This window comes from Candidatus Stoquefichus massiliensis AP9, from assembly GCF_000455285.1.
Classification (GTDB): Bacteria; Bacillota_I; Bacilli_A; order Erysipelotrichales; family Coprobacillaceae; genus Stoquefichus; species Stoquefichus massiliensis.
Map to the genome: position 1 here is coordinate 145,451 of NZ_HG005291.1, position 19,941 is coordinate 165,391.

24 protein-coding genes are annotated in these 19,941 nt (G+C 32.0%); 5 read left to right on the top strand and 19 right to left on the bottom strand.

Annotated elements, in window-relative coordinates; genetic code table 11:
- The 4 genes from BN350_RS19245 to BN350_RS13350 form a co-directional block, all read right to left on the bottom strand.
- The coding region (locus BN350_RS19245; RefSeq protein ID WP_049945575.1) for an MBOAT family O-acyltransferase at window positions 1–1,261 on the bottom strand (1,261 nt) is incomplete at its 3' end.
- Window positions 1,262–1,578: 317 nt separating this feature from the next.
- Window positions 1,579–2,511, bottom strand: a complete 933-nt coding sequence (locus tag BN350_RS13340) for a magnesium transporter CorA family protein (protein WP_028044054.1) — start codon at window positions 2,509–2,511, stop codon at window positions 1,579–1,581.
- A 38-nt stretch (window positions 2,512–2,549) separates the two neighbouring features.
- The gene (locus BN350_RS13345) at window positions 2,550–2,771 is read right to left on the bottom strand and encodes an acyl carrier protein (RefSeq protein WP_028044055.1); all 222 of its coding nucleotides are present in this window, start codon (window positions 2,769–2,771) and stop codon (window positions 2,550–2,552) included.
- 57 nt (window positions 2,772–2,828) lie between these two features.
- Window positions 2,829–3,329 carry a DMP19 family protein gene (locus BN350_RS13350; protein WP_028044056.1) on the bottom strand — a complete coding sequence of 167 codons (501 nt, stop codon included), beginning with the start codon at window positions 3,327–3,329 and terminating at the stop codon, window positions 2,829–2,831.
- A gap of 150 nt (window positions 3,330–3,479) precedes the next feature.
- Here BN350_RS13350 and BN350_RS13355 point away from each other — a divergent pair, with 150 nt between their 5' ends.
- Genes BN350_RS13355 through BN350_RS19250 form a run of 3 tightly spaced genes read left to right on the top strand, consistent with a single transcriptional unit; the run spans window position 3,480 to window position 5,128 of the window.
- Entirely contained in the window at window positions 3,480–4,088 is a 609-nt protein-coding gene (locus BN350_RS13355; RefSeq protein WP_044600322.1) for a TetR/AcrR family transcriptional regulator, read from the top strand.
- Between the two features lie 54 nt (window positions 4,089–4,142).
- Window positions 4,143–4,751 carry a class I SAM-dependent methyltransferase gene (locus tag BN350_RS13360; protein WP_028044058.1) on the top strand — a complete coding sequence of 203 codons (609 nt, stop codon included), beginning with the start codon at window positions 4,143–4,145 and terminating at the stop codon, window positions 4,749–4,751.
- Window positions 4,751–5,128: a helix-turn-helix domain-containing protein gene (locus BN350_RS19250; protein WP_044600323.1), complete on the top strand. Its 378-nt coding sequence runs from the start codon at window positions 4,751–4,753 to the stop codon at window positions 5,126–5,128. The genes BN350_RS13360 and BN350_RS19250 overlap by 1 nt, the downstream gene beginning before the upstream one ends.
- Window positions 5,129–5,136: 8 nt before the next feature.
- On the opposite strand, the gene BN350_RS13370 is transcribed toward BN350_RS19250, so the two are convergent.
- Window positions 5,137–5,892 carry a GNAT family N-acetyltransferase gene (locus tag BN350_RS13370; protein WP_044600324.1) on the bottom strand — a complete coding sequence of 252 codons (756 nt, stop codon included), beginning with the start codon at window positions 5,890–5,892 and terminating at the stop codon, window positions 5,137–5,139.
- Between the two features lie 53 nt (window positions 5,893–5,945).
- Here BN350_RS13370 and BN350_RS19255 point away from each other — a divergent pair, with 53 nt between their 5' ends.
- A complete protein-coding gene (locus BN350_RS19255) occupies window positions 5,946–6,893 on the top strand; it encodes a biotin--[acetyl-CoA-carboxylase] ligase (RefSeq protein ID WP_231385288.1) in 948 nt (315 codons plus the stop codon).
- On the opposite strand, the gene fabZ is transcribed toward BN350_RS19255, so the two are convergent.
- The 14 genes from fabZ to BN350_RS13445 all read right to left on the bottom strand — a co-directional run bounded on the left by fabZ (window position 6,890) and on the right by BN350_RS13445 (window position 18,553).
- A complete protein-coding gene (fabZ, locus tag BN350_RS13380) occupies window positions 6,890–7,321 on the bottom strand; it encodes a 3-hydroxyacyl-ACP dehydratase FabZ (protein ID WP_028044060.1) in 432 nt (143 codons plus the stop codon). The genes BN350_RS19255 and fabZ overlap by 4 nt on opposite strands.
- Window positions 7,322–7,323: 2 nt before the next feature.
- Window positions 7,324–8,562 (bottom strand): beta-ketoacyl-ACP synthase II, encoded by a 1,239-nt coding sequence (fabF, locus tag BN350_RS13385; RefSeq protein WP_028044061.1) that lies wholly within the window; start codon window positions 8,560–8,562, stop codon window positions 7,324–7,326.
- Between the two features lie 13 nt (window positions 8,563–8,575).
- Window positions 8,576–9,310: a 3-oxoacyl-[acyl-carrier-protein] reductase gene (gene fabG, locus BN350_RS13390; protein WP_028044062.1), complete on the bottom strand. Its 735-nt coding sequence runs from the start codon at window positions 9,308–9,310 to the stop codon at window positions 8,576–8,578.
- Complete coding sequence (gene fabD / locus BN350_RS13395; RefSeq protein ID WP_028044063.1) at window positions 9,303–10,217, bottom strand: ACP S-malonyltransferase; 915 nt, start codon at window positions 10,215–10,217, stop codon at window positions 9,303–9,305. Before fabD ends, fabG begins: the two co-directional genes overlap by 8 nt.
- On the bottom strand, window positions 10,214–11,278 hold the full coding sequence (locus BN350_RS13400; protein ID WP_028044064.1) for an NAD(P)H-dependent flavin oxidoreductase: 1,065 nt from the start codon (window positions 11,276–11,278) through the stop codon (window positions 10,214–10,216). Before BN350_RS13400 ends, fabD begins: the two co-directional genes overlap by 4 nt.
- Window positions 11,279–12,169: a DUF561 domain-containing protein gene (locus BN350_RS13405; protein WP_044600343.1), complete on the bottom strand. Its 891-nt coding sequence runs from the start codon at window positions 12,167–12,169 to the stop codon at window positions 11,279–11,281. It abuts the gene before it with no gap.
- Between the two features lie 37 nt (window positions 12,170–12,206).
- A complete protein-coding gene (locus BN350_RS13410; protein WP_028044066.1) occupies window positions 12,207–13,196 on the bottom strand; it encodes a beta-ketoacyl-ACP synthase III in 990 nt (329 codons plus the stop codon).
- Window positions 13,193–14,116: an acetyl-CoA carboxylase carboxyltransferase subunit alpha gene (locus tag BN350_RS13415; RefSeq protein ID WP_028044067.1), complete on the bottom strand. Its 924-nt coding sequence runs from the start codon at window positions 14,114–14,116 to the stop codon at window positions 13,193–13,195. The genes BN350_RS13410 and BN350_RS13415 overlap by 4 nt, the downstream gene beginning before the upstream one ends.
- A complete protein-coding gene (gene accD / locus BN350_RS13420; protein ID WP_028044068.1) occupies window positions 14,113–14,982 on the bottom strand; it encodes an acetyl-CoA carboxylase, carboxyltransferase subunit beta in 870 nt (289 codons plus the stop codon). The genes BN350_RS13415 and accD overlap by 4 nt, the downstream gene beginning before the upstream one ends.
- Window positions 14,966–16,333 (bottom strand): acetyl-CoA carboxylase biotin carboxylase subunit, encoded by a 1,368-nt coding sequence (gene accC, locus BN350_RS13425; RefSeq protein ID WP_028044069.1) that lies wholly within the window; start codon window positions 16,331–16,333, stop codon window positions 14,966–14,968. The genes accD and accC overlap by 17 nt, the downstream gene beginning before the upstream one ends.
- Before the next feature lie 9 nt (window positions 16,334–16,342).
- On the bottom strand, window positions 16,343–16,753 hold the full coding sequence (locus BN350_RS13430) for an acetyl-CoA carboxylase biotin carboxyl carrier protein (RefSeq protein ID WP_028044070.1): 411 nt from the start codon (window positions 16,751–16,753) through the stop codon (window positions 16,343–16,345).
- Between the two features lie 39 nt (window positions 16,754–16,792).
- Window positions 16,793–17,020 carry an acyl carrier protein gene (locus BN350_RS13435; protein WP_028044071.1) on the bottom strand — a complete coding sequence of 76 codons (228 nt, stop codon included), beginning with the start codon at window positions 17,018–17,020 and terminating at the stop codon, window positions 16,793–16,795.
- Window positions 17,021–17,221: 201 nt separating this feature from the next.
- On the bottom strand, window positions 17,222–17,812 hold the full coding sequence (locus BN350_RS19260) for a RhuM family protein (RefSeq protein ID WP_196802966.1): 591 nt from the start codon (window positions 17,810–17,812) through the stop codon (window positions 17,222–17,224).
- 219 nt (window positions 17,813–18,031) lie between these two features.
- Window positions 18,032–18,553: a biotin transporter BioY gene (locus tag BN350_RS13445; RefSeq protein ID WP_028044072.1), complete on the bottom strand. Its 522-nt coding sequence runs from the start codon at window positions 18,551–18,553 to the stop codon at window positions 18,032–18,034.
- 265 nt (window positions 18,554–18,818) lie between these two features.
- Between BN350_RS13445 and BN350_RS13450 the strand changes: the two genes are divergently transcribed.
- Complete coding sequence (locus BN350_RS13450; protein WP_028044073.1) at window positions 18,819–19,922, top strand: hypothetical protein; 1,104 nt, start codon at window positions 18,819–18,821, stop codon at window positions 19,920–19,922.
- The last annotated feature ends 19 nt before the right edge of the window (window positions 19,923–19,941 follow it).

Genomic DNA, 19,941 nt, shown 5'->3' on the forward strand with positions numbered 1-19,941 from the left:
TGGCAGCACGGAAAATGATACAACCTACACAAGTAATCCAAAATGTTCTTAAAATCTGAAATAATTGGAAAGCTTTCGACTTTGTATTGATATGTAAAGTTTTATTCATCCAATTAAATACTGGTCTCATCATACCACTTATGGCAATTAATAAACCATAGAAAATTCCCCAAATGATGTAGTTCCAACTTGCTCCATGCCAAACACCAACCAAAAAGAACACCAATAAATTTCCTAATGCGATAGGCAATGTTCGTCCAATATGTTTACCGAATTTTTTCTTTGCAAATTTCCCAAGTTTAGAAACACTCTTTGTTAGTGAAAATGGGAAAAAAACATAATCTTTCATCCATGCACCCAATGACATATGCCATCTTCTCCAAAACTCTGAGACTGTCTTAGAAAAATATGGTCTGCGGAAATTCTCTGCCATTGTAATACCCATTGTTTGAGCACAACCACGAGCAATATCAATACACCCAGAAAAATCTGTATAATCTTGAATTGCATACATAAAAACACCAAAAACAACACCCATACCTGAAACATGAAAATAATTATCAAAGACATAGTTCGCAATGACCGCAGCACGATCAGCAATAATCATTTTCTTAAAATATCCCCACATCATCAGTTGCAAACCAAACTTAAGGTCCTCATAACTTGCTTTTTTAGGCGCATATAACTGTGGAGCTAAATCCTTATAACGTCCAATTGGTCCTTGTAAAATCTGTGGAAAAAATGAAACAAACAAAGCAACCTTTGCTAAATTTCTTTCTGGTTTTACCTTTCCCCAATAAACATCAATCACATAAGACATTGTTTGGAACGTATAAAATGAAATACCCAAAGGTAAAATTAGATTTAATTTTGGTATATTGCCTCCAAATGATAAAGAATTCAATAAGTAATTTAAATTTTCTGAAAAGAAATTAAAATATTTCAAAACAAACAAAATACCAAAATTCAAAAGCAATAAACCAACCAACATTCTTTTACGTTGACTCTTTAAATGCTTCTTATCTTCCTTAGTCACACCGTCACTTTTCTCTAATTCATGCTGTTTCCCAATATAGAGAGCAGCTAAATAAGATGTGACTGTTGTCAAAATAATAAATATGCCAAATTTCGCACTCGCATAAAAATAAAAAAAGTAACTTGATGCTAATAAAAACATCCATTTCCATTTTGCTGGTACTATAAAACTTCCAATCACAACGATTCCAAAAAAAAGAACAAATATCAATGTATTAAACGCCATAACTTCCCCTCATCCTACTTTCACTTCTTTATAAAATATCTTTTCATCAATAAAATAACTCAAGACATTTATCATTAACATCATGAGTATAACCGTTCATTCTTGTTATTTCAACACAATTTAATATCTTTCTCTATGATCATATTCATTTTTCTCATTATATAGATCATTTCATATGAACATATCGTCATTATAGAACACTGTTGTGGAATTTTTGTGTACAATATTCATTTTATTTTTTAATTTTATCTCTATATTCTAGAACACAAAAAGAGAATGGCGTCTACCTGTTCATAACATCCATTCTCATTCACTTTTTAAAAAAATTTCTTTTTCTTAAACCAAACAATTAACCCAATCACAACCAATATACTGACACCAACAACAATTGGATAAGCATAGACATTATCCAATTCTGGCATATTTTTAAAATTCATACCATACCACCCTGTTAACAATGTTAATGGCATAAATATCGTTGTGACAACTGTAAAAAATTGCATTGTTTTATTCAACTTATAATCCAATTTAGACTGATGTGCTTCATTAGCTTGATTTAAAAGTTCTCTTAACATTTGTACATTACCAGATAAACGTTCTATTCTTCTAGTAAAAATTTCAAAATAACGCATATCATCATCTTCAAAAATATGATGATGATTCATCTGTAATTCTTCTCCAATAATAACTAAATTATCATAATAGTTTCTTAATAAAAGTAATTCTTTACTTAATTGACGTAACTGATTTGTAAAACGGATAGATTCTTCTTCACTATCATGAATTTCTAACTCTTCAATTTCTTCTTGCAATTCTTCAATATATTGATAATCTTTAGAAATCAATTCGCTTAAAAAATAATAAACAAGACGAGTAATAGAAATACCTTTTTCTAAAACATAACCACTAGATGATTGAAAAACTTCATTAATATGATGATCTTCATCATCAACAACGACAACCAAAAAGATATTCTTAAATATAAAAAATGCTAAAGTATCTTTTTTAACAAATACATCTCTTGCATTAATTAAATTAATCAAACCATAATAATAATTCTTATGTGGAATAATAATATTTTCATTAATTAGAGATGTTTCTTCACAACGCATAATAGATCTTTTTGTAATATGTAATTTCTGGTAACTATTCTTTAATTCATCTAATGTCATCATTGCAATATACATATGATCATCATTTATATCTTGTATATCTACCTCTATCTTATTGTCATCAACCTGATAAATCATATTCTTCTCCTTATATATCAAAAAATAGAGGACATCCTCTATTTTTTAGAATCAATTAAATCTAATAAATCTTGAACAGTAGAAATCTTGATTAATTCATCATCTTGAAATTCGACACCAATTTCTTCTTCTAGTTCAAAAACCAAATCGACTAAATCTAAAGAATCTATTCCTAAATCTTTAAAAGAAGATTCTTTCGTTAATGTTTTTCCTTTTAATTTTGTAGCTAATCTCTCATTAATTTTATCAAAATAATTCATATTTATTCACCTCTCTCTTATTATAATTGTTTTTTATAGAATTACAATGTCATTTTCTTACATAAAAGCTTCTTTGTTTGCTAAAACATATTCCAAATTCATTTGTCCTAAATTATCTTCATATAAATAGAATTCTCTATCTAATTCATCAAATAGCCAAGAAACATCTCGATAATCAAGATTCTCAATTTCTTCAATTCTTGCATCCTGATCTTCAGGTACAATTCCTTCTTTAAATAAACTATTTCCTTTATCAAGAATCAAAGCAGTATGTTTAGCTCCTATCTCTAATAAAGCTTCTACTGTTTCATTTGCAAAATTACCTGAAACACTTTGATAAAAATGATAAATCCCACCATTATTCATTTCTGATTCAAAAGTTTGACAAAGATAAAATATTCTTTCAATTCCATTTAATTCATTAATCAAATCCCCATTTTCACATTTTTCACTTATAACATTATATAAATCAGAAACGATTTCATTCTGATTCTTTCGTGCAATAATTTCACTTGCCTGTAAAGTCACATTATCTAAAACCTCTTCATAAGTCGCCATTATATCATCTCCCATTCCATATCCTTATTTTACACTTTCTTATAGAAAAAGTATAGTTTATCTTTTGTTAGCAAGACTAACCATTAATGAACAATGTTCATTGACTTTTTATATCATTGTCTTATAATACAATTGTCAGGAGATGAAACAATGCCTAGAGAAAGAAACATATCCAAACGGGAGATTAAAGATCCTCAAATCAGAAAACAGGAAATTCTAGATACAGCAATGACATTATTTACCTATCAAGGTTATGAACAAACCTCTATGCGTGATATCGCTAAAGAAATAAATGTTTCACTTGGTTTATGTTACCGATATTTTGATAGTAAACAAGTCTTATTTCAGGAAGCCATGAATCAATATGTAGAAAATTGCTGCGCGTTATTTCTATCTGTTTTACAAAATCCCAATAAAAACTTACTTGAAAAAATAGAAATTCTTTTTCAAATGATGATTCAAGAAAAAGATATCCACCAATATCATCACTTCTTTCATCAACCAGAAAACAAAAATTTACATGATGAACTTTCTATGCGTATTTGTCAGCATCTCTCTCCTATTATATTAGAAGAAGTTCAAAAATATTGTCTAGATAATCATCTCAAAATCAACCACCCTGACTACCTTATTCAATTTCTTACCTATGGACAAATTGGGCTTTTGTCTCATACTGATATGCCAAATCTAGAAATTGCTCAAAGTATGAAAAACTATATGATGATTTTATTAAAACACGAAATGAACCCTGATAATTAATCAGGGTTCAACCAAATATATGAATGAACATTGTTCATTGAAAGGAAAAATACTATGAAAAACAGAAAAGAATTATCAAAACAAGCTTTTAATCAGCAGGCACTAACTTACGATCATGATATCAAAGGTGTTCATGCCAGAAAACTTTATCCTCATATGTTACAAGAAATGATTCACATCTATGGGCAGGATATTTTAGATTTAGGATGTGGTACCGCCGAGTTAATGTATCAGGTCATTCGTGAAGATTCTTCACGAAATATAATTGGTTTAGATTTATCAGAAGAAATGTTAAAAATTGCTGAAAATAAATTAGGTAATAAAGCCACTTTTATTTTAGGTGATGCTGAACATTTACCATTTGCTGATCAATCCTTTGATATTGTCTACTGTAATGACTCATTTCATCATTATCCTCATCCCCAGTTTGTTCTTTCTGAGGTTTATCGTGTCTTAAAGCCTGGAGGGACACTGTTAATTGGTGACTGTTATCAAATAGGCGTAGCGAGATGGATAATGAATTTATTTATGAGATTTTCAACGGAAGGTGATATTAAAATTTACTCAAAAAAGGAAATGTATGCTCTTATGAGTGAATATTTTCATGAATTAAGATGGTATAAAGTTGATGGAGAATCTTTTATCATGAAAGGTAAAAAATAATGTCACTCACAATATCAATGCAAAAATATTTAATTACGATTTATCTTCTATCACTTCAAAATTCTCATGTTCATCAAATTGATATTGCTATATCACTTGGTTATTCAAAGGCTAGTGTTTATCGTGCAATTCAATTGCTTTTACAGGCCCACTATATTTCTATTACCACTCACAATATCTCTTTAACACCCCTAGGACAACAAACAGTTAATCATTTCATTAATGAATATCAATTCTTTTACAAATTACTTATCCAACATGAATTTTCTCATTATGAGGCACAAAACTATGCCTTAAAACTAATGAATGCTGTTGACCAAACATTTATCCAAAAGATTCATAGTTATCATGAAAAAATAGGTATTCATCTGCTATAGATGAACACCTATTTTATAATTTCATAAACAATATAAGAGTGATCAAATTGATATCCTAATTTTCTAGCTAAAGCTAAAGAAATTTGATTATGTGCATCCCAACTTGGATATATATTTCTTTTTAAACATTCTAATATGAGTTTTGCTGCACATATTTTCGCTAGACCTTTTCCTTGATAATTAGGATGTGTATCCACTTCTATTTCTATACCTTCTAAATAATAAGTATAAGAAGATGCTCCAGATATTATTTCTTGATTTTTCATAATTACACACCCTAATCCATACTTTTGATATACATCATAAGTCTTAAATTGACTACATAAATCATGAAATGGCTCATAGGAAGATGCCATAATTTTATGATAACATTCTTGATCTATCATTTTCAATTTATATTGTCCATCTAATCCAGTAACCAATGATTGAAGGTATTCAACATCAAAAATATCTTTTTCCTTTAATGTTGCATAGCGCTGATGATGTGTCGCATTCATACCATAAACATCCTTAATCAATAAAGACCACGCTTCATTTTGAGGAACCATAATCACAAAATCACTTTTGATATTTTTCACCAACTCAATACAGGGAACACCTGCATACAAATAAAAATCAGCAATCAAAATCTGTGCGGATTGTGGATTTTCTTGATTATCTACATAGCATTCTCCCATACACCCCTGCAAATATGAATAAATCATAGTCTCATGCCATCCTTCAAATAATTCTGTTACTTTTTGAGGATTATCACATAAAATCATCTTACTCACCTCTTTTGCTTTCCATTATAACAAATACTCGCTATAATAAAAACATGGAAAAACAAATATTACGAATATTAACAAAAAAACAGGGACACTTTATTTCCGGGCAGGAAATCAGTAACAAATTAAATGTCTCAAGAATGACAATATCTACATATATGAAGAAATTAAAAGAGAAAGGATATCAAATTGTCACTTCAACAAAAAAAGGATATTGTTTAACATTAGACAATGATATTATTTTCAGTGATGATATCAAAAAACAACTTCATTCCTTTTATCAAAACATTGAATATTATGATGAAGTCACTTCAACAAATTTACTAATGAAAACAGGAAATTATCAACAAGGTGATATTATTATTGCTGATAGTCAAACTGCTGGTCAAGGAAGAAATGGCAGAACTTTTTATTCACCAAAACAAAAAGGCATCTATCTTTCTTTTTTACTCAAACCACAACGTTCTATCTATGATTCATTAAAAATCACTTCCTGTTGTGCTGTTGCACTCATCAAAACTATCAAGAAGAATTATTCACTTGAGCCAACCATCAAATGGGTCAATGACATCATGTTAGGAGACTTGAAAATAGCTGGTATTCTTTGTGAAGCAACATTAGAAATGAATACTGCTCAAATTGAAAATATGATTGTCGGAGTTGGACTCAATGTTCATCATTATGATATGCCTCATGAATTACAAGGGATTGCTGGCTGTATTGAAGATGATTTGCAAAGTTTTGTTCCACGACAAAAAATCATCATAGATTTTCTGAATATTTTCTATGATGATTATTCAAAATTATCTTCTTTATCATTTCTTGACATCTATCGTCAATCCTCTTATGTCTTACATCAAAACATTACAGTATTTGAAAATAACACAACTTATCCAGCCTATGTGGCCTCTATTAATGATGATTCCAGTCTAACAATCATTGTTAATGATCAAGAAAAGATTCTCCAATCAGGTGAAGTCAGCATTCGGAAAAACTAATCTCCTACAGCACACATGATTTCACCTGTCACAGCAATTTCATTTTCAACTCTTGCTTCAATGGTGGCAAAATAAATGCCACCTTTTTCTTTTGTTAAAGTGACTGTCATTGTTAAAACGTCACCTGGAATCACTTGTTTTCTAAAACGTGCTTTATTAATCCCCGCAAAGAAAGCAATTTTTCCCTTGTTTTCTTCCTTAGAAAGTAATAATACACAACCTGTTTGAGCTAACGCTTCAATAATAAGAACACCAGGCATCACATGTTTATCTGGAAAATGTCCTAAAAACTGCATCTCATTAGCAGTCACACATTTTCTTCCAACAATCATTTTGCCATCTTCACTTATACTTTCAACACAATCAACTAATAAAAATGGATAACGATGAGGAATAATTTTTTGAATATCATTTGAATTATATAACATGATTAATCCTCCCACTTCTTAAAGATTAATGAAGCATTATGTCCACCAAAACCAAGTGAATTGTTCATTGCATAATGAATATCCTGATATCTCCCATCATTTGGAACAATATCCAAATCGCAATCTTCATCTTTGATTTGATAATGAAGTGTTGCAGGAATATAACCATCTTCAAGTGCTTTGATACAAATCACTGATTCTAATGCACCACTCGCACCTAATAAATGTCCTGTATATGATTTTGTTGAAGACATCGCCACATGTTTCGCTGCTTCTCCAAATGCATATTTGACAGCTGCTGTTTCTGTTTTATCATTTAAAGGTGTACTTGTTCCATGAGCATTAATATAATCAATATTCGATGGCTCTATACCTGCATCTTTCATAGCATTTATCATAGCTTTTCCACCACCACTGCCATCAGATAATGGTGCTGTAATATGATAAGCATCACAAGTTGCTCCATATCCAACAACTTCACCATAAATTTTTGCTCCACGAGACAAAGCATGTTCTAAAGATTCTAAAACAAGTAAAGCTGCTCCTTCACCCATAACAAATCCACTACGTTCTTGATCAAAAGGAATAGATGCACGATTTTTATCAGTTCCCGTATGCAAGGCTTTCATAGAAGCAAAACCAGCCACTGATAATGGTGTAATCGAAGCTTCACTTCCACCGGCTAGCATCATATCCTCATAACCATCTCTGATTTTATGAAAAGCTTCACCAATTGCATTTGTACCAGCAGCACATGCTGTAACAATAGATGAAACATGACCATTGGCACCTAAATCAATCGCAACACTTCCAGCCGCTAAATTGATCAATGTCATAGGAATAAAATAAGGCGAAACCTTTGATGGTCCTCTATTGAGTAAAGACTGTTCTGCTTTTTCAATTGATTCAACACCACCAATACCAGAACCAACAATCACTCCAAAACGATCTTTATTCACCTTTTCTAAATCCAACTGTGCATCTTCAATCGCTTGTTTTGCAGCAACTCTTGCAAATTGCGTAAAACGATCATTGAATTTTAATTCACGTTTGGTAAAATATTCTTCCATATCTAAGTTTTTCACTTCACCAGCTAATTTCACTTTATAATCAGTTGTATCAAAATGTGTAATCTCATCAATTCCACAAACCTGATTTTGAATACTCTGCCAAGTTTCCTCAACTGTATTTCCAATTGGGGACAAAACTCCCATTCCAGTTATGACAACTCTTTTTTTCATTCTCCATCCTCCTCTACATGACCATTCCGCCATCAACATTGATCACTTGACCAGTTACATATTTTGCTTGATCACTCGCTAAAAAATATGCCATATTCGCAATATCTTCTACCGCTCCTAATGTATTTAAAGGAATCGCCTGCAAGATGTTTTCTTTTGTCTTTTCATCTAGAACATCTGTCATATCAGTTGCAATAAATCCTGGAGCAATCGCATTCACACGAATTGAACGAGGTGCTAATTCTTTAGCTACTGATTTTGTTAAACCAATAATTCCTGCTTTACTAGCAGCATAATTGGCTTGTCCAGCATTTCCAATTTCACCAATGACACTAGCCATATTAATAATCACTCCACTTCTTTGTTTCATCATAATACGAGTGACTGCTTTGATTGTATTAAATGTTCCTTTTAAATTCACATCAACAACATCCATAAATGTTTGTGTATTCATTTTCAATAACAATTGATCTTTTGTAATTCCTGAATTGTTCACAAGAACATCAATACGTCCATAATTATCCATAGCTACTTTCATCAAATGTTCCATCTCCTCATATTGAGAAACATCACCCTGACAAAGAATGGCACTCACACCTTTTGCCATACATTCCTGTCTGACCTGATTGGCTTTTTCTTCATTCCCACGATAATTAATCACAATACAGTATCCCTCTTTAGCAAACTTCAAGGCAATGGCTTTACCAATCCCTCGACTTGCACCCGTAATCACTACCACTTTATTCATCTTTTAAAGCTCCTAACATTTTATTTAAACTTTCAACATTATCAACACTATAAACTGGTATTGTCTTATCTGTCTTTTTCACAAAAGAACTCAAGGCTTTTCCTGGACCAATTTCCACAAAAACGTCTACACCTTTTTCAATCATATATTGTAATGACTGATAAAAATAAACACTTGATTTGATTTGCTTTGTTAATATATCTTGAAGATCCCCATCTTCTTCTTTTCCAGAAATATTATAAACAACAGGTATTTTTGGTTTTTGAATATCATATTTCCCTAATTCAGTTTTTAATTGTAACGATGCTTCTTCTAGCAATGGTGAATGAAAAGCCCCAGATACTTTTAAAGGAATAACACGTTTTGCCCCTGCTTCCTTTAATTTTTCACTCGCCATTTCAATAGCTTCTTTTTTACCTGTAATTGCAATTTGTCCTGGACAGTTGTAATTGGCAATCGTAACATCATCAATATCGGCAATCACTTCCTGAATCTTATCAGCTTCCATGGCTAATACAGCAGCCATCGAAGTTGTACCAGCAGGTAATGCTTCGCTCATCAGTTGACCTCTCGCACGTACAATCTGAATCGCATCATGAATAGAAAAGGCATTGGCATAGGCAAGTGCAGAATACTCTCCTAAAGAAAGACCTGCTACATAATCAGGTTTAATGCCATGTGCTTCTACAACTTTTGCGATTGCTAATGATGTTGTTAAAATGCATGGTTGAGCATATGATGTTTCATTTAAAATATCTTCTGGTCCCTCAAAGCAAATGTTATTGACATCAACATCAATATTAGCCTGATCAAAAACAGCTCTTGCTTCTTCAAAGTTCTCATAGAGTTCTTTTCCCATTCCAACATACTGAGCTCCCTGTCCAGCAAAGATAAATCCTATTTTCATAGCTCTCCCTCCATTTCCTGCATATATTCCTGAATTAATTCATCAACATGTTTCATTTGGTGAATCTTAGCTGCTTGTGTTCCTACAAAGATTAAACCCTGATTCACATTTCCTTGAACACTTTGAATCAATGCCTCACTAATACAATAAGGTGTATCTTCAGGTGTACATGGAATCATACAATGTAAACAATTTTGCATGTGAATATTGCCTCTGTCTCTTGTTTTTTGAACAAATGCATTGACAATAGCTCGTCCTGGAAACCCAGTTGGACTCTTAACAATTTCTATATCTTCTGCTGAAGCATTGATAACCATATCTTTAAATTCTTGAGCTGCATCACATTCATAAGTCGCAATAAACGGCGTTGCAATTTGAACTCCAGTTGCCCCTAACTTGATATATTCTGCAATTTTTTGACCACAGTCAATCCCACCTGCTACAAAAATAGGAATCTTCTTCTTAAACTTTTCTTGAAAAGGCTGTAATTCTTTTTTAACATCTGCTAGAATTTCTGATAATTTCTGGCATGTCCCTGCTAACAAATCTTCTTTCTTAAATCCTAAATGTCCACCTGCATCACTACCTTCAATCACTACAAAATCAGGTGTACATTGATAACGTTTTTCCCATACTCTTGCAATCAGTCTAGCCGCTTTTCCACTTGAAACAATCGGTGCAAGAAGAGCCTTTCCTTTGGCAAACTTTGGTAAATCTAATGGTAATCCAGCACCAGAAATAATGGCATCACAGCCACCTTCAATAGATGCTTTGACCATATCTTCATACCCATGACCAGCGACCATGATATTCACACCAATCAAACCTTTTCCTTGCGCTATTTCTTTGGCACGTTTGATATGGTGTTTAATCGCTTGGCAATTCGTTGCGATAGGATTTTTTCTAAATCCTTCAAAATTATATCCTGGATGAGCAGCACTGATGACACCCATACCACCACATTTCGCAACATGTCCTGCTAGCGATGATAGCGATACACCTACTCCCATTCCACCTTGAATCAGAGGAATACTTAAAAATTGATCTTGAATTTGAATCATTTATAACGCCTCCATGATTTGACTTAATGATTGATAAACATCTTTGCTAGAAGACATCAATTCATCAAGAATTTGTTGCATTGGTTTCTTTTCTTGTATCATACCTGCAATTTGTCCCATCATGACTGAACCCATTTTCACATCACCATCTTGAACAGCTTTTCTTAAACCACCCAATGTTAATTTTTCAAGTTCTTCACGACTTTCAAAATGTCCTTCTAATTTCAAATATTCTCTCGCCATTTGATTCTTCAAAATACGAACAGGTGTGTTCACACTTTTTCCTGTCACAACTGTATCTGTATCTCTTGCTTTAATCACAGCATCTTTATAATTTTCATGAATTGGACATTCATCAGCAACCAATAAACATGTTCCCACTTGAACACCACATGCACCAAGTGCAAAGGCTGCCATCATTCCTCGTCCATCAGCAATACCACCTGCTGCAATGACTGGAATTGAAACTGCATCAACTACTTGAGGAACCAAAGCCATAGTTGTCATTTCACCAACATGTCCTCCTGATTCGCCACCTTCAACAATCAATGCATCAGCACCAGCACGTTCCATTCTTTTAGCCAATCCGACACTTGGAACAACTGGAAAGACCTTAATACTTGCTGCTTTAAACTGTTCCATATAAGTCCCAGGATTACCTGCACCAGTTGTCACAACTGGCACACCTTCCTCACAAATCACTTTGACAATTTCACTGGCATAAGGATTCATCAACATGACATTGACACCAAATGGTTGACTTGTTAATTGTTTACACTTTTGAATTTCTTCACGTGTCTGCTTGGCATCCATTGATCCAGTTGCAATAATTCCTAGTCCTCCACAATTGGAAACACAGGCTGCAAACTCAGCTGTCGCAATATTTGCCATTGCCCCTTGAATAATGGGATATTTTATATTTAATAATTTATTTAACACATTCTTCTCCTCCTACTTTGTCAATCAATGTTGCGCCATATGTGAGTCCAGACCCAAATCCAACAAGAATCACTCGTTTATGTTCGTCTATCAATCCTGCTTCATGAGCCTGAGCATAAGCAATAGGAATACTTGCTGCTGAAGTATTTCCAAATTCTTGCAAATTCATATAAAACTTAGAAATATCAACTTTCATTCTTTTAGCAACATGATTAATAATTCGATAATTTGCTTGATGAGGAATAATCAAGTCAATATCATCAATTGTGAGATGGGCCTGTTTTAAAACATTTTCAATTGATTCTTTAAGAACACGCACTGCAAATCGAAACACATCATTCCCTTGCATTGTCAAAAATTGATCAATTGGGATTTGATTTTGTAAATTCTGCGTTAAAGTTAATCCATTGGCTTTTAACACACCAGATAAATCACCTTCACTATTGGCATAATGAAATAATTGAGATGAACCTTGACCTATTATCATAGCCCCTGCTCCATCTCCAAATAAAACACAAGTACTGCGATCATCCCAGTTCAACATTTTGCTTAATGTTTCACTGCCAATAATTAATATTTTTTGATAACGATTGATTAAATCACTCGCAAGTTGAAAAGCATACAAGAAACCACTACAGGCGGCATTGATATCAATCGCAAAGATTGGCACATCATTTAAACCTAACTTGGCTTGTACAAGACAAGCAGTCGATGGTGTTAAACAATCAGGTGTCATTGTTGCAACAAGAATAACATCTATATCCTTATTTTGTATATGGGCACTTTCAATAGCCTGCAAAGAAGCACGTACAGCCAAATCACTCGTATTTTCATCAATCGTTATATAACGTGAAGAAATTCCTGTTCTTTGAACAATCCATTCATCACTTGTTTCTACACGTTTCTCTAAATCAAAATTTGTAATTTTCTGTTGAGCTTTGGCCAAGCCACAACCTAGAATTTTTACTTGATTATTCATCTTGACATACTTCCCATCTTACGGAATTTCCCATAACGGTTGTCTAACATATCTTTTTCTTTGGTTGCCTTTAATGTCTGCAATGTTTCATATAAATAACGATCTAAATCATGTAAAACAAGTTTTAAATCATTTTGCATACCACCAGTTGGTTCTTTGATTAAATAATCAACAATACCTTTATCATATAAATCATAAGATGTTAATTTCATCACATCAGCCGCTTCTTGAACACGTGAATCATCTTTCCACAAAATACTCGCAAAGCCCTCTGGTGACAAGACAGAATAAACTGCATTTTCTAACATGCAAATACGATCAGCTACACTCAATGCCAAAGCACCACCACTACCACCTTCTGATAAAACAACACAAATAACTGGCGTCTTTATATCTGAAAAAGTATATAAACAATCAGCAATGGCTTGTGCTTGTCCACGTTCTTCTGCTTCAATCCCTGGGTAAGCTCCAGCAGTATCCACAAAAGTAATGATAGGACGATGGAATTTTTCAGCTTGTCTTGCAAGTCTTAAAGCCTTACGGTACCCCTCTGGATTACACATTCCAAAATGACGATCTAGATTTTCTTGTAAAGTCTTTCCTTTAGCTTGAGCAATCACTGTGACTGGCATATCATGAAAATACCCAACACCACCAATAATCGCATGATCATCCCCATAACAGCGATCACCATGCAACTCATAAAAATGCTCAAACAATCCGTCTATAAAATCAATTGCTTTAGGACGATTGGGATGTCTTGCCAGACAAACACGATCCCATGGCGTTAAATGATCATATGTTTCTTTCATTAACTCATCGATCTCTTTTGATAATTGATCATATTCATTCCCAGCGTCTAACAATGCACGTGTTGCCTGGAGTTCTTTGATTTTTCTTTCGTTATCTATGAGGCTCATAATTTTCCTCCATGTAATCTTAATAGTTCTGATAAAACCGTCTTTAAGTTTTGACGTTCAACAATCATATCAATAAAACCTTTATCTAATAAGAATTCAGCAGTTTGGAACCCTTCTGGCAATTCTTGTTTAATTGTATCTTGAATGACGCGTTTTCCAGCAAATCCAATTAATGCTTGAGGTTCAGAGATAATGATATCTCCCAGCATAGCAAAACTGGCACTGACTCCACCTGTTGTCGGATGTGTTAGTAATGTGATATAGAAACCACCCTGATTAGAAAATCTTTTCAAAGCCGCACTAATTTTAGCCATTTGCATTAAAGAATCAATCCCTTCCTGCATTCTGGCACCACCACTTGTACAACTAATAATCAAAGGAAGTTTTTTACGAGTTGCCAGTTCAACACCTTTACAAATCTTTTCACCAACAACTTTTCCCATGCTCCCCATCATAAAATGAGAATCCATCACACATAAAACAACCCGCTGTTGATTCATTTTACCAATCCCACAAATTACAGCTTCATTCATTCCTGTAGACATTTTCGCTTTTTTTAGTTTTTCATCATATCCTGGAAAGTTTTCAATATTCACAGAACAATCTTTTTCAAAATATTCACGCCAAGTCCCTTCATCTACTAAACTTCGAATACGTTGTCTAGCACTAATTTTCATATGATGACCACATTTAGGACAGACATAATTATTTTCTACAAATGAAAAATAAGGAATAGATTCATGACATGCATCACATTGTTTAAAGATATTATCTGGAACTTCTTTTTTCTGTTTTGGTTTATGTCTTTTTAACCAAGAAGAAAATTCTTTTAATTCTTGATTTCTTTTCTTAAACAATTGATCCATTCTCTTTCAACTCCTTTATAAAACGTTCACAAAATCCTGTATCATATTGACCATCAATGAAATCTTTAGAATGTAAGACATAATAATGAAATTTTGTGTTAGTAGAAATACCATCAATAATCACTTCACTTAATGCAGCACGCATTTTTTTGATACACTCTAAACGAGTTGGAGCAAATGTAATTAATTTTAAGATCATAGAATCATAATAAGGTGATATTTCATAGCCACAATACATTGCACTATCAACCCTAATTCCTCGACCACCTGGTAAATGCATAAAAGCAATTTTTCCTGGTGTTGGCGCAAAATCTCTATTCATATCTTCAGCATTGATACGACATTCTAAGGCATATCCATTTTGATGAATATCTGATTGTTGATAAGGAAGTTTTAATCCTTCAGCAATCTTTAATTGTAATTTCACCAAATCAATTCCACAGATCATTTCTGTAATAGGATGTTCCACTTGGATTCTGGTATTCATTTCCATAAAATAATAATGACCATATTTATCTAGTAGAAATTCAATTGTTCCTAAACTATCATATCCTACATGAAGACAAGCTTTTAAAGCATCAGCAAATAGTTTTTCTCGTACATCTTTCTTTAAGATATGACATGGTGCTTCTTCAATCATCTTTTGATGACGCCTTTGAAATGAACAATCTCTTTCATATAAATGAATCACATGACCATGCTGATCACCAACAACCTGAACTTCAATATGTTTTGGATTTTCAATAAATTTTTCCAGATATACATCATCATCTCCAAAACATGCTTTGGCTTCCGCTTTTGCATTCATATACTGGGTTTCAAATTCTTCTTCATTAGAAATAACACGCATGCCACGTCCACCACCGCCATTGCTTGCCTTAATGATGACAGGATAACCAATCTCTCTTGCGATTTCCTGACCATGTTCAACTGATTCAACAATTTCTTTAGAACCAGGAATCACAGGTACACCAGCATCTTTCATTAATTTTCTCGCTTGTGCTTTATTCCCTAACATATCAATAATATCTGGTGTCGGTCCTACCCAAATCAAACCACATTGGATGACCAATCTGGCAAATTGACTATTTTCACTTAAAAAACCAAATCCCGGATGAATTGCATCACATCCTGTATTACAGGCTGCCTGTATGATTGCATTCATATTCAAATAAGAATCATTGGCAAGTGGTCCACCAATACACACTGCTTCATCAGCTAACTGTACATGCAATGATAATTTATCAGCAGTTGAATAGACCGCAACACTCTGTATTCCCATTTCTTTACATGTCCTTATAATTCTGACTGCAATTTCACCACGATTTGCAATTAATAATTTTTCAATCATGAAATCACCTTACCCTATCATCATTAAAACTTGATCATATTCAACAGTTTCACCATCGTTAACTTCAATAGATAAGATATTTCCACTTGTTGTTGCCTTAATTTCATTCATCACTTTCATTGCCTCAATAATACAAATCGTATCACCCGTATTCACATGATCACCAACACTCACAAATGCTTTTTGATCAGTACCACTAGCCTGATAATAAGTTCCTACTAATGGACTTTTAACAGGTGTTCCCACTTGAATAGGCTCCTCTTTTCCAATTTCTTTTTCAATAACTGGCTTTCTGATGACTTCTACTGCTTCTGTTTCTTTTTCTAATGTCATGTGTAAATCACCATCAGTCAGATCCATTTTAGAAATTTGGCTTTCTTCAAACATTTTCATAATTGATTTAATTTTTTCAGTATCCATAAGTTTCCTCCTTAGAAAAATAAGCTAAGTTAACTTAGCTTATGATTGTTTAGATTCAATTAATACAACGATATCTTTAACTGTCACTAAAGCAGCTAATTCTTCATCAGAGATTTCAACATCAAATTCAGTTTCTAAATCTAAAGATAATTCAACAGCAGCTAATGAATCAATTCCTAAATCATCTTTTAAGTTAGATTCTAACTTAATATCTCCTCCATCAATATTTAATGATTCTACTAATGCATCTTTCACTTGTTCAAACATATCTATTTCCTCCTGTATATTTACTTAAATTTTTTTAATTTCTTACTTCAAATTTTTGAAGTAATGTCAGTATATACCTGTTTTTTCCATTTGTAAATACTTTTTATGAAATTTATTTAAAAAATTTTATATATATTTTTTTAAGTATTATCGTGAAACAAAAAGATGGAATAAGTCCATCTTCAAAGAAATATCATCTTTTTAGTTTAACAATGTTTTCACTAAATCTATCACAATATCTTTATCCTCTGGTCTAGAAGATGCTACCAATATCGTCAATGTTGCAAAAGCATCATTACTGATTCTTTCCTTTTTACCTTTATATAAAGCTTTATTCTTCGACAAGAAATATAAAAATATGGTTGCCCCTATTCTTTTATTATCATCAATAAAACTATGATTTTTAACAATGAAATAAAGTAATGCACTTGCTTTATCCTCAATTATTGGATATAAATCCTGATTTCCAAAACTTTGATAGATAGTCGCAATACTTGAATGAAAGGATTGATCTTTTTCAATCACAAACTGATCTTCCTTATCAACAAACATCGTTTTACGAATAAGTTCTATACATTCTTCATAATCAATAACATAAACATCTCTTTCTCCCTTAGGGAATGTTAATGTATGATGATCATCATCTAAAATCTTTGTCACATAATCAATATCTTGAAAATGTCTATTGTTAATAACATAACCTTTCAACAAATAATCTTTTAATATTTTATTTGCCCATTTTCTAAACAATATGCCTCGTTTTGATTTCACACGATATCCTACTGATATAATGACATCTCATATAAATTCGTTATCTCTAAATTGTACAACTTCATTTTCCATAATGGCATCCATATCATTCTCTCCTCGTCTATACTTATGTTATATAAATTATGACAAACATCCCCATATTTACAACAAGCAAATTATATCACAATAGTTGCTTAAAGAAAGTGATTAAATTATATAAAAAACATAATCTTTGATAGACTATGCTTTTGGTGGTATCATCTATTGTGGTATCATGAATTGGACACGCTGATAGATGATTATTGCTATAATGATTGACAGCAAATCTCCAGGTAAATAAATAAGACATAAACTGACAACAATCCAGCTCATTGAAAAAACTTGATGATAATAAGCAAACTGTATAAAAACAAAATAAATCATGCCTACTATATAAATGATTATAAGCCCAATAAAACATCTTATAAACAAAGCAAAACAATCACTCATTTGATAACTTCCAATAAAATAACTGCTGATCACAAATCCTATTAAATAACCAAATGATGGAACAAAAACATAAGAAAGTCCACCACCATTTGTAAAAACAGGCAGTCCAACCAATCCCATGATAATATAAAGAAGAACACTATAGACAGCTCTCTTTCTTAAAATCAATGCTGTTAATATTACAAATAATGTTTGTAATGTAATTGGAACAATTGAAACTGGTACTTTGACAAAAGCTCCCACTGCTATTAAAATTGCAAACAATGCATATAAACACATATCCTGTACTTTCATAACAATCCTCCTTGTATGTTTGAATATCATACAAAAAGAAAATGTAATTGTAAAGTTATTTTTCATTTTTATTTTACAATCAGATTTAAAATAATATAAACATTTTTGATTTATTCATTTTAATTTTTCTATTCTCCAAACAGAGTTTTCATATTTTCATACAATTTCTATATCCAAAAATCGCAAAACAAGATATATCATGTAATAAAAAATCATTGCACTCATATATGTTAATCATGTACAATAAACCAAAAGGAGTATTTTTATGAAAAAAGTTCTTATTCAAATATTGGTTATCCTTCTCTATGCAATTGGTGGTGGTATCTGTGGTTATTTTGGAATTTCATTTTTAGATTCTTCAGATCATTTTATTTTACCACTCTTATTTATATTATTTTCATTTTATATCAGTATCTTTTTACAAACCATTATTCATGAGTTAGGTCACATGATTTTTGGCTTATTATCAGGATATCAATTCATATCTATACGTTTCTTCAACTTTACATTTATAAAAGAAGATGAGAAGTTAAAAGTAAAATCTATGAAAATACCTGGGACGATGGGACAATGTTTAATGACAATTGATCATTTTCAAGAACCTTTTCCTTTTGTATTGTATCATTTAGGTGGGATTTTCAGTAATCTCATTACTGCAATGATTACATTGATTTTATGCTTTGTTATTAATCAGCCTTACGTTCAAACATTTTTTATGTCGCTTTCTGTATTTGGTATAATAAGTGCAATAACAAATGCTATTCCATTTATTGCAGAATTAGATAATGATGGAACAAATGTTTATAATATGATAAAATATCCAATCACCAAATATGCATGTTTTCAACAACTTAAAATTGTTGAATCTATAAATCTAGGATATTCATTAAAAGATACTCCTGAAGACTATTTTACAATCTATTCTCATCAGGATTTAAAATATTCTCTTTGTATGTCTATTACAGTTCTTGCTTGTTTAAGGCAAATAGATTTAGGACATTATCAGAAAGCCTATGATTTAGCAGAAGATATATTAAGTCATGTTTTTCATATTAATGATAATTATCGCTTTATCTTAAAAGGAACGATGATTTATAATATGTTATTAAATGATCCCCAAGATTCACGCATTGAAATCATGCGTGATAAGAAATACATGAAATTAAGCAAATTACTATCCAGTGATTTAACCAATCTTAGAGTTGAGTATGCTTATGAATTATTACACAATCATAACCCTATTAAAGCAACACAAATCTTAGATAAGTTCAATAAAATAACAAAGACATATCCTTTTGAAGGAGAAGTCATCTTTGAACAAAATCAAATCAATCATATAAAAGAAAAAAATGACAATGAAACAGAATAATTTCATTGTCATTTTACTA

What these genes read in the sequence shown, in the direction of transcription:
- BN350_RS13340 (WP_028044054.1), bottom strand. Translation starts at nt 2,511, where the DNA reads ATGATTTATCAGGTTGATGACAATAAGATAGAGGTAGATATACAAGAT.
- BN350_RS13345 (WP_028044055.1), bottom strand. Translation starts at nt 2,771, where the DNA reads ATGAATTATTTTGATAAAATTAATGAGAGATTAGCTACAAAATTAAAA.
- BN350_RS13350 (WP_028044056.1), bottom strand. Translation starts at nt 3,329, where the DNA reads ATGGCGACTTATGAAGAGGTTTTAGATAATGTGACTTTACAGGCAAGT.
- BN350_RS13355 (WP_044600322.1), top strand. Translation starts at nt 3,480, where the DNA reads ATGCCTAGAGAAAGAAACATATCCAAACGGGAGATTAAAGATCCTCAA.
- BN350_RS13360 (WP_028044058.1), top strand. Translation starts at nt 4,143, where the DNA reads ATGAAAAACAGAAAAGAATTATCAAAACAAGCTTTTAATCAGCAGGCA.
- BN350_RS19250 (WP_044600323.1), top strand. Translation starts at nt 4,751, where the DNA reads ATGTCACTCACAATATCAATGCAAAAATATTTAATTACGATTTATCTT.
- BN350_RS13370 (WP_044600324.1), bottom strand. Translation starts at nt 5,892, where the DNA reads ATGATTTTATGTGATAATCCTCAAAAAGTAACAGAATTATTTGAAGGA.
- BN350_RS19255 (WP_231385288.1), top strand. Translation starts at nt 5,946, where the DNA reads ATGGAAAAACAAATATTACGAATATTAACAAAAAAACAGGGACACTTT.
- fabZ (WP_028044060.1), bottom strand. Translation starts at nt 7,321, where the DNA reads ATGTTATATAATTCAAATGATATTCAAAAAATTATTCCTCATCGTTAT.
- fabF (WP_028044061.1), bottom strand. Translation starts at nt 8,562, where the DNA reads ATGAAAAAAAGAGTTGTCATAACTGGAATGGGAGTTTTGTCCCCAATT.
- fabG (WP_028044062.1), bottom strand. Translation starts at nt 9,310, where the DNA reads ATGAATAAAGTGGTAGTGATTACGGGTGCAAGTCGAGGGATTGGTAAA.
- fabD (WP_028044063.1), bottom strand. Translation starts at nt 10,217, where the DNA reads ATGAAAATAGGATTTATCTTTGCTGGACAGGGAGCTCAGTATGTTGGA.
- BN350_RS13400 (WP_028044064.1), bottom strand. Translation starts at nt 11,278, where the DNA reads ATGATTCAAATTCAAGATCAATTTTTAAGTATTCCTCTGATTCAAGGT.
- BN350_RS13405 (WP_044600343.1), bottom strand. Translation starts at nt 12,169, where the DNA reads ATGGCAAATATTGCGACAGCTGAGTTTGCAGCCTGTGTTTCCAATTGT.
- BN350_RS13410 (WP_028044066.1), bottom strand. Translation starts at nt 13,196, where the DNA reads ATGAATAATCAAGTAAAAATTCTAGGTTGTGGCTTGGCCAAAGCTCAA.
- BN350_RS13415 (WP_028044067.1), bottom strand. Translation starts at nt 14,116, where the DNA reads ATGAGCCTCATAGATAACGAAAGAAAAATCAAAGAACTCCAGGCAACA.
- accD (WP_028044068.1), bottom strand. Translation starts at nt 14,982, where the DNA reads ATGGATCAATTGTTTAAGAAAAGAAATCAAGAATTAAAAGAATTTTCT.
- accC (WP_028044069.1), bottom strand. Translation starts at nt 16,333, where the DNA reads ATGATTGAAAAATTATTAATTGCAAATCGTGGTGAAATTGCAGTCAGA.
- BN350_RS13430 (WP_028044070.1), bottom strand. Translation starts at nt 16,753, where the DNA reads ATGGATACTGAAAAAATTAAATCAATTATGAAAATGTTTGAAGAAAGC.
- BN350_RS13435 (WP_028044071.1), bottom strand. Translation starts at nt 17,020, where the DNA reads ATGTTTGAACAAGTGAAAGATGCATTAGTAGAATCATTAAATATTGAT.
- BN350_RS13445 (WP_028044072.1), bottom strand. Translation starts at nt 18,553, where the DNA reads ATGAAAGTACAGGATATGTGTTTATATGCATTGTTTGCAATTTTAATA.
- BN350_RS13450 (WP_028044073.1), top strand. Translation starts at nt 18,819, where the DNA reads ATGAAAAAAGTTCTTATTCAAATATTGGTTATCCTTCTCTATGCAATT.